Genomic DNA, 9,221 nt, shown 5'->3' on the forward strand with positions numbered 1-9,221 from the left:
CTTATAATCGTCCTATAGATAGTGTGGATGCTTTTGGTCACAAAGGTCCCATCTACGGCGGTACCCAAAGCATCGTTAATACGACACTGGTTAAATATGGTATTACCAATCATTTGAGCGTCCAGCTCCATCCTCAGTTTTTTTATAAATGGCGATCCACTTATGGCAATGGTGGTGGTCAGCCACGAGTGGGTGATTTGCCGCTTGATTTCATTTGGCGTTTTGTTGATCCGAATGAAAGTCGCCTTATTCCTGCTGTGATGCTTCAGAGTGGTATCTCTTTCCCGACAGGTCGTTATGACCATCTGAATTCTGATAAAACCAATGCCGGTGGTAATGGTAACTATGTCTTCCGTGCCGCTTTGGTAACCCAATCGACCTATCGTATTGCGGGTCATGCTTTGCGAGTTCGAGGATGGGCTAATATCCGTAAATCTGTCCGCGATGCCGAAATTCATGGCATTAGTAGCTATGGAACCAGTAAAGATTTTATTGGTCATGCTGAAACAGGCACGAGTGGTGAGGGCGGTATTTCTGTTGAATATGGTATCAATCAACGTTGGGTTTTGGCCTGTGACGTTGCTCGTGATTGGTCTTATGGTTCCAAGGTCAAAGGCTATAATAATGCTGTTGATTATGTTGAAAAGAAAGGGCAGGGATCCGGTGCTTGGGTAGTAGCGCCTGCTGTCGAATATAACTGGTCAGCTCGCTATGGTATTATCGCTGGTGTTTCTACGCCTTTCTGGGGAAGAAATACGACTGAAAGCCTGTCAGGACAGGTCGCTTTTGATATGGTTTTCTAGTCATTTTTTACATTACCTAACCCATAATGGTTTTGAATATAAAATTTAACTGCCTTCTATGCTTGTTTCCGGTGCTGGGGTTTATCATATCCTAGATATGACTATCGCGATCCGTACGACGCTTGATGAGCCAGAAAATCGTTTAGATTTTGTGCCTCATCGCCCCAGCCGCCCTGAAAAAACAGAGCCGCCAAAACCGTTTCGTCTTGTTTCCGATTACGAGCCAGCAGGCGATCAGCCGCAGGCGATTTCTGCCTTGTGCAAAGATATTCAAAAAGGCGAACGGGATCAGGTTTTGTTAGGAGTAACCGGATCCGGTAAGACCTTTACCATGGCGAAAGTCATTGAGAAATTACAGCGGCCTAGTTTGATATTGGCGCCTAATAAAATTCTGGCTGCCCAGCTTTATGGCGAGTTTAAACGCTTTTTCCCTGAAAATGCGGTCGAATTTTTCGTAAGCTATTACGATTATTATCAGCCAGAGGCCTATGTGCCGAGGACTGATACCTATATCGAAAAAGATAGCGCCATCAATGAAGCGATAGATCGGATGCGCCATGCAGCAACGCGTTCTTTATTAGAGCGTGAAGATGTTATTATCGTGGCCTCGGTTTCCTGTCTTTATGGTATTGGTTCGGTTGATACCTATTCATCTATGACCTTTCGTTTGTTGAAAGGGCAGCTTGTTGATCAGCGGGAAATTATTCGCCGTTTGGTTGCTTTACAGTATAAGCGCAATGACGTTGCCTTTGGACGAGGTTCTTTCCGTGTCAAAGGCGATACCCTTGAGATATTTCCATCCCATTATGAAGACATGGCTTGGCGTATTAGCTTTTTCGGGGATGAAATCGAAGAAATTTCTGAATTCGATCCTTTGACCGGAGTGAAGATCGCTAAACTCGACCAGATTAAAATTTATGCTAATTCTCATTATGTGACACCAGAGCCGACTTTGAAGGCTGCGAATAATGCAATCCGGCGCGAGTTGGATAGCCGCTTGCGGGAATTCAAAGCTGAAGGCAAATTACTGGAAGCCCAGCGATTGGAAGAGCGCACCGAATTTGATCTAGAAATGATGGCCGCAACCGGTGCTTGTTCCGGTATTGAAAATTACTCCCGCTTTCTGACCGGACGCGCTCCCGGAGATCCCCCGCCTACTTTATTTGAATATCTGCCTGATAATGCTTTGTTATTTGTGGATGAAAGTCATCAGACGATTCCGCAAATTAACGGTATGTCACGGGGTGATTATCGCCGTAAAACGACTTTGGCTGATTATGGTTTCCGCTTACCTTCCTGTATTGATAATCGGCCTCTTCGGTTTGAAGAGTGGAATGCGATGCGTCCGCAAACAGTCTATGTTTCCGCAACGCCGGGACCGTGGGAATTGGCGCAAACTGGCGGCGTTTTTGTCGAACAAATTATTCGACCGACGGGGTTAGTCGATCCCGCAATAGAAGTTCGACCGATTGAAGAACAGGTCGATAATCTGATTTTTGAAGCCAAGAAAACGGCGGCTGCAGGGTGGCGTTCTTTGGTAACAACCTTGACCAAGAGAATGGCCGAGGATTTGACTGAATATATGTATGAAGCGGGATTGAAAGTCCGCTACATGCATTCCGATGTCGAAACGATCGAACGCATCGAGCTTATTCGGGATTTGAGATTGGGCGTTTACGACGTTTTGATCGGTATCAACCTGTTGCGTGAAGGGTTGGATATCCCAGAATGCGGATTAGTGGCTGTCTTGGATGCTGATAAAGAAGGCTTTTTACGGTCTGAAACTTCACTGATTCAGACGATCGGTCGAGCTGCGCGTAATGCCGAAGGGCGTGTTATTTTGTATGGTGACAAGATAACCGGTTCGATGGCGCGGGCTATGGCCGAGACCGAACGCCGCCGGATCAAGCAGATCGCATGGAATAAAGCGCATAATATTACACCTGCAACGGTTAAGCGGCAGGTCGATGATATTGTCGGTCATTTCGGTGTCGTCGATAGTAGTGAGGCCGCCGCTAGCATCGAAAATCATGATCCGAAAGCTTTAGCACGTTCTATTTCCGAGACTGAAAAAGAAATGTTAGAAGCCGCCGCTAATTTGGAATTTGAAAAAGCAGCACAATTAAGAGATGTCTTACACCAGTTGAAGAGACAGGAATTAGGACTGCCTCCCGACAAGTCGTCTGAGATCCAAGGTCGGTCTGAAGCTGGACGTCCTGGCACTAGAAAAACCAGAAGTGACAAAGCCAGAGAAGCCAAGGCTTCTAAGCGGGTCAAGCAAGAAGCCGGTGAAAAATTATTGAGATCGCGAGGGCATTGATTAGGGAATAGAGTGAGCTCTCTGCCTTGAAGCATAAAATTTTGTAAAAAGCCGAGAGCTGAAAATTTTTATTTTTTGCTATACCCTTATTTCGTAAAACCTGTTGTCAGATGCGGCTTTTCTCTCGATAGGGATGAGCTTGGAAATGATGACGGCAGTCAAAGGAAGAAATGTGGTAGAAGCAACAGCGCAAGAGACCGATCGTCCGCGTTTTTCTTTTTCAATCGCGGCAAGGGAAGGGAAAGCCCGCACCGGCACTATCGAAATGAAGCGGGGCGCTATCCGAACGCCTGCCTTTATGCCGGTTGGCACGGCAGCCACCGTAAAGGCTTTGAAGCCAGAAACGGTTCGGGCAACTGGCGCTGATATTATCTTGGGAAATACCTATCATCTGATGCTTCGTCCGGGTGCCGAACGGATAGCTAAGCTAGGTGGATTACATTCTTTCATGGGGTGGGATCGGCCTATTTTGACGGATAGCGGTGGGTATCAGGTGATGAGCCTGTCTTCTTTGACGAAACAGAGTGAAGAGGGCGTTACCTTTAAAAGTCATCTTGACGGTTCCCGCCATATGCTGTCGCCGGAACGTTCTATCGAAATCCAGCATTTACTAGGCAGTGATATCGTAATGGCCTTTGATGAATGTACGCCTTATCCGGCAACGCCTTCACGAGCGGCCTCGTCAATGGAACGCTCGATGCGTTGGGCGAAAAGATCACGTGAAGCCTTTGATAGCCGGAAAGAACAAGCAGAAAATGCGGCTTTGTTTGGAATTCAACAAGGCTCTGTTTTTGAAAATCTGCGGCAACAATCGGCGGATGCTCTCGCTGAAATCGGCTTTGATGGCTATGCCGTTGGGGGATTGGCTGTAGGCGAAGGACAGGATGAAATGTTCCGCGTCCTTGACTTTTCTGTGCCAATGCTGCCCGATGATAAACCCCATTATCTGATGGGCGTTGGTAAGCCTGATGATATCGTTGGCGCCGTTGAGCGCGGTATTGATATGTTCGATTGCGTCTTGCCGACGCGTTCTGGTCGGAATGGGCAGGCCTTTACATGGGATGGGCCTATCAATATCAGAAATGCCCGTTTTTCAGAAGATTTGAAGCCTTTGGATAGTGAATGCCATTGTGCTGTTTGCCAGAAATGGAGCCGCGCTTATATCCATCATTTAATTCGGGCGGGTGAGATTTTAGGCGCTATGCTGATGACAGAGCATAATATCGCCTTTTATCAACAGCTTATGCAAAAGATACGGGACTCTATTTCGGAAGGACATTTTTCGCAATTTGCTCAGGATTTCAGAGCGCGTTATTTTGCACGGAATAGCTAAAAATTGTGATTGTATGATAGGGCGACAAGGCTGGAGCTTGGCAGAATGAATGCAGATATTGACCTTTTTTCTTATCTGAATCCTGAAAAACAGGATTTGTCAGCTCTGGCTCCGAAAGATTTATCTCGTGAACAAGCGATTGTTGAATTAGAGCGCTTGGCAAAGCTTATCAGCCATTATGATCATCTTTATCATGATAAGGATAATCCGGCTATTCCTGACAGCGAATATGATGCCTTGGTCTTGCGAAACCGTCGAATTGAACAGTTTTTTCCTGACTTAATCCGGCCAGATTCCCCAAGTCAAAAAGTCGGTAGCCGCCCTAATTCACGTTTGCCCAAAATTGCACATCGGGCAGCGATGCTTAGTCTTGATAATGGTTTTCTGGATCAGGATGTTGAAGATTTTTTGGGGCGTGTTCGCCGTTTTTTCAATTTAAAAGAAAATCAGGCAGTCATTTGCACTGTTGAACCAAAAATTGACGGTCTTTCTTGTTCTTTGCGTTATGAAAAGGGCATTTTAACTCAGGCTGTCACGCGGGGAGACGGGGTTATCGGTGAGGATGTGACCTCTAATGTCCGTGTTATTGATGACATCCCCAAAATATTAAAGGGCAACAATTGGCCAGAAATTATTGAAATCCGTGGCGAAGTTTACATGGCAAAAAGCGATTTTTCTGCTTTGAATGCTCGTCAGACAGAAGAAAATAAAAAGGTTTTTGCCAATCCTCGCAATGCGGCTGCTGGGTCTTTGCGACAGCTAGACCCGAATATTACGGCAAGGCGCTCTCTTCGCTTTTTGGCACATGGTTGGGGTGAGTCCACATCCTTACCTGCCGATACTCAATATGGCATGATGAAAATGATAGAAAGCTATGGCTTGTCTGTCAGTAATCTGCTGGCTCGTGCCGAAAATATTGGGCAGATGCTTGACTTTTATCAGAAGATAGAGGCCGAACGGGCTGATTTAGATTTTGATATTGATGGTGTCGTTTATAAATTAGATCAGCTCGATTGGCAGCAGAGATTTGGATTTTCCGCGCGCGCTCCGCGTTTTGCCTTGGCGCATAAATTTCCAGCAGAAAAAGCGCAAACGACGCTTTTAGATATCGAGATACAGGTTGGGCGTACAGGCGTTTTGACACCTGTCGCTAAATTAGAGCCTGTAACGGTCGGAGGAGTTGTTGTCTCTTCTGCGACCCTCCATAACTCTGATGAAATTGAGCGCTTGGGCGTCCGTCCGGGAGATCGCGTTCTGGTTCAACGTGCTGGAGATGTTATTCCCCAGATAATCGAAAATCTAACGCCTGATGTCGATCGTCCTATTTGGCATTTCCCGCATCGCTGTCCCGTTTGTGAATCTGTTGCCAGAAGGGAAGATGGAGAAGTTGCATGGCGCTGTACCGGAGGTTTGATCTGTCCAGCGCAACGCGTTGAGCGTTTGTGTCATTTCGTTTCGCGCACTGCCTTTGAAATTGATGGCTTGGGTAAAAGCCATATCGAAAGTTTTTTTGCCGATAAATTGATTGAAACGCCTGCCGATATTTTTCGGTTGTTTCAAAAACGTCAGTTTTTGATCGAGAGAGAAGGCTGGGGTGAAATTTCTGTCGATAATTTAATATCTGCTATCGAAAAACGGCGGAAAATTCCGTTTGATCGTTTTCTTTTTGCCTTGGGCATTCGCCATGTAGGTGCTGTAACGGCTCGGGATTTAGCTAAATCTTACCAAACATGGGATAACTTTAAAGCGGCAATTGATGAGGCGGCTCATCTGCGGACTATATTACAGCCTTCAAGTGATGAATCTGAAGAAAAGTATCAAAAAAGGGTAGATAAAGAGCTTATCTCTTTTTTCCATATTCCTAATATGGGTGGTAAAATTATTCGAAGCCTTCTGGATTTTTTTGCTGAAACCCATAATTCCGATGTTGTTTCTGATCTTTTACAGGAAGTTCAAGTTGAAGCTCTTTATTTTGAGCTAGCCTCTTCGCCTCTGTCAGGAAAGATTATTGTTTTTACTGGAAGCCTGCAAAAAATAACGAGAGATGAAGCGAAGCGACAAGCTGAAAATCTGGGTGCTAAAGTGGCTTCATCTGTTTCAAAAAAGACTAATCTTGTCGTCGCGGGAGAGGCTGCCGGCTCTAAACTTTTAAAGGCGAAAGAGCTGGATATTTCCATTATAGATGAGGATAGATGGCATCGTATCGTAGAAAATACCGGACAAGACAGTATAAAAATCTAATAATGATTGGGTAATTTCTTGAAATTTATACAGGTTTTTCCGAATTTTATTGGCTTTTGATATTTTTTAAAAAGAAAACTGTTTTTTTAAACACTTATGCTGCCTCCTTATTAGAAAATTTTGTTTTACTTGCGTTGTCATCAATCAAGGATAAGTAAAAAAATAATCGTAGGTGATCGACGCAAATATTGTTCCAATAATGATAAGGAGGTTCCAAAATCGGTTCAATAGGAGTAATCCGTATTCAGTTTATCGCCAAGGATTCGGTTTGTGATGTTATTTTTGGTCAGAAACTAAAATAAGACCAATGTTTAACATTGCCGATACTCGGCGGTTGTAAGATTTACAGATTAAGGCGGGAGAGGAATCGCCATGAGTTCTGAAAGTAGTCAGGGTCTAGTCACGCGACTAGCCCTAATCGCTGCTATAGGCGGCTTGCTTTTCGGTTACGATTCAGCGGTTATTGCTGCAATCGGTACACCGGTTGATATCCATTTTATTGCCCCTCGTCATCTTTCTGCTACGGCTGCGGCTTCCCTATCCGGGATGGTCGTTGTTGCTGTTTTGGTCGGTTGTGTTACCGGTTCTTTGCTGTCTGGCTGGATTGGTATTCGCTTCGGTCGTCGCGGCGGATTGTTGATGAGTTCCATTTGTTTCGTCGCCGCCGGTTTTGGTGCTGCGCTAACCGAAAAATTATTTGGAACCGGTGGTTCGGCTTTACAAATTTTTTGCTTTTTCCGGTTTCTTGCCGGTTTAGGTATCGGTGTCGTTTCGACCTTGACCCCAACCTATATCGCTGAAATTGCTCCGCCAGACAAACGCGGCCAGATGGTTTCTGGTCAGCAGATGGCCATTGTGACAGGTGCTTTAACCGGTTATATCTTTACTTGGTTACTGGCTCATTTCGGTTCTATCGATTGGGTTAATGCCAGTGGTTGGTGCTGGTCTCCAGCCTCAGAAGGCTTGATAGGTATTGCCTTCTTGCTGCTGCTGTTAACCGCACCGGATACGCCGCATTGGTTGGTGATGAAAGGACGTCATTCCGAGGCCAGCAAAATCCTTGCTCGCTTGGAACCGCAAGCTGACCCTAATCTGACGATTCAAAAGATTAAAGCTGGCTTTGATAAAGCTATGGACAAAAGCAGCGCAGGTTTGTTTGCTTTTGGTGTCACAGTTGTTTTTGCCGGTGTATCAGTTGCTGCCTTCCAGCAGTTGGTCGGTATTAACGCCGTGCTGTATTATGCACCGCAGATGTTCCAGAATTTAGGTTTTGGAGCCGATACGGCATTATTGCAGACCATCTCTATCGGTGTTGTGAACTTCATCTTCACCATGATTGCTTCCCGTGTTGTTGACCGCTTCGGCCGTAAACCCCTGCTTATTTGGGGTGCTATCGGTATGGCCGCAATGATGGCTGTTTTAGGCTGCTGCTTCTGGTTCAAAGTCGGTGGTGTTTTGCCTTTGGCTTCTGTGCTTCTTTATATTGCAGTCTTTGGTATGTCATGGGGCCCTGTCTGCTGGGTTGTTTTGTCAGAAATGTTCCCGAGTTCCATCAAGGGCGCGGCTATGCCTATCGCCGTTACCGGACAATGGTTAGCTAATATTTTGGTTAACTTCCTGTTTAAGGTTGCCGATGGTTCTCCGGCATTGAATCAGACTTTCAACCACGGTTTCTCCTATCTCGTTTTCGCAGCATTGAGCATCTTGGGTGGCTTGATTGTTGCTCGCTTCGTGCCGGAAACCAAAGGTCGGAGCCTGGATGAAATCGAGGAGATGTGGCGCTCCCAGAAGTAGTTAAACTGGCTTTGGCTGAATCCTTTTGTCTTTTTTAGATAAGTCTTAACCAATTATACTTTTTGTTTACAACGATGGTATAAAGTGGGCGGACAGGCTAAAAACAGGCTAAAAGGATTCGGCCTCTGTTTTAAGGACGAGAATAATGACAAATACCGTTTCGACGATGATATTGTTTGGCTCGACTGGCGACCTTTCACAGCGCATGCTGTTGCCGTCGCTTTATGGTCTTGATGCCGATGGTTTGCTTGCAGATGATCTGCGTATCGTCTGCACCTCTCGTAGTGAATACGACACAGATGGTTTCCGTGATTTCGCAGAAAAATCTTTAGACCGCTTTGTTGCTTCTGACCGGTTGAATGATGACGCTAAAGCTAAATTCCTTAACAAGCTTTTCTACGCGACGGTCGATATTACGGATCCGACCCAATTCGGAAAATTAGCTGACCTTTGTGGCCCGGTCGAAAAAGGTATCGCCATTTATCTTTCGACTGCGCCTTCTTTGTTTGAAGGGGCAATCGCTGGCCTGAAACAGGCTGGTCTGGCTGGTTCAACTTCTCGCCTGGCGCTTGAAAAACCTTTAGGTCAGGATCTTGCTTCTTCCGATCATATTAATGATGCGGTTTTGAAAGTTTTCTCTGAAAAGCAAGTTTATCGTATTGACCATTATCTGGGTAAAGAAACGGTTCAGAACCTTCTGACCCTGCGCTTTGGTAATGCTTTGTTTGAA

5 protein-coding genes and 1 pseudogene are annotated in these 9,221 nt (G+C 45.6%); all 6 read left to right on the forward strand.

All coding sequences use genetic code 11. The features are described from left to right. On the forward strand, positions 1-803 hold an 803-nt coding region (locus LDL18_RS07660), incomplete at its 5' end, for a hypothetical protein (protein ID WP_296508382.1). Between the two features lie 97 nt (positions 804-900). Further along, entirely contained in the window at positions 901-3,123 is a 2,223-nt protein-coding gene (uvrB, locus tag LDL18_RS07665) for an excinuclease ABC subunit UvrB (RefSeq protein WP_296508390.1), read from the forward strand. A gap of 145 nt (positions 3,124-3,268) precedes the next feature. Next, positions 3,269-4,456: a tRNA guanosine(34) transglycosylase Tgt gene (gene tgt / locus LDL18_RS07670; RefSeq protein ID WP_296508384.1), complete on the forward strand. Its 1,188-nt coding sequence runs from the start codon at positions 3,269-3,271 to the stop codon at positions 4,454-4,456. Positions 4,457-4,501: 45 nt separating this feature from the next. Next, a complete protein-coding gene (gene ligA, locus LDL18_RS07675; protein WP_296508386.1) occupies positions 4,502-6,697 on the forward strand; it encodes an NAD-dependent DNA ligase LigA in 2,196 nt (731 codons plus the stop codon). 372 nt (positions 6,698-7,069) lie between these two features. After that, the gene (locus tag LDL18_RS07680) at positions 7,070-8,491 is read left to right on the forward strand and encodes a sugar porter family MFS transporter (RefSeq protein WP_296508388.1); all 1,422 of its coding nucleotides are present in this window, start codon (positions 7,070-7,072) and stop codon (positions 8,489-8,491) included. 145 nt (positions 8,492-8,636) lie between these two features. Beyond that, positions 8,637-9,221 (forward strand): annotated as a pseudogene (locus LDL18_RS07685) (glucose-6-phosphate dehydrogenase); the annotation flags it as partial.

Source organism: Zymomonas sp. (assembly GCF_020216885.1).
Lineage (GTDB): Bacteria > Pseudomonadota > Alphaproteobacteria > Sphingomonadales > Sphingomonadaceae > Zymomonas.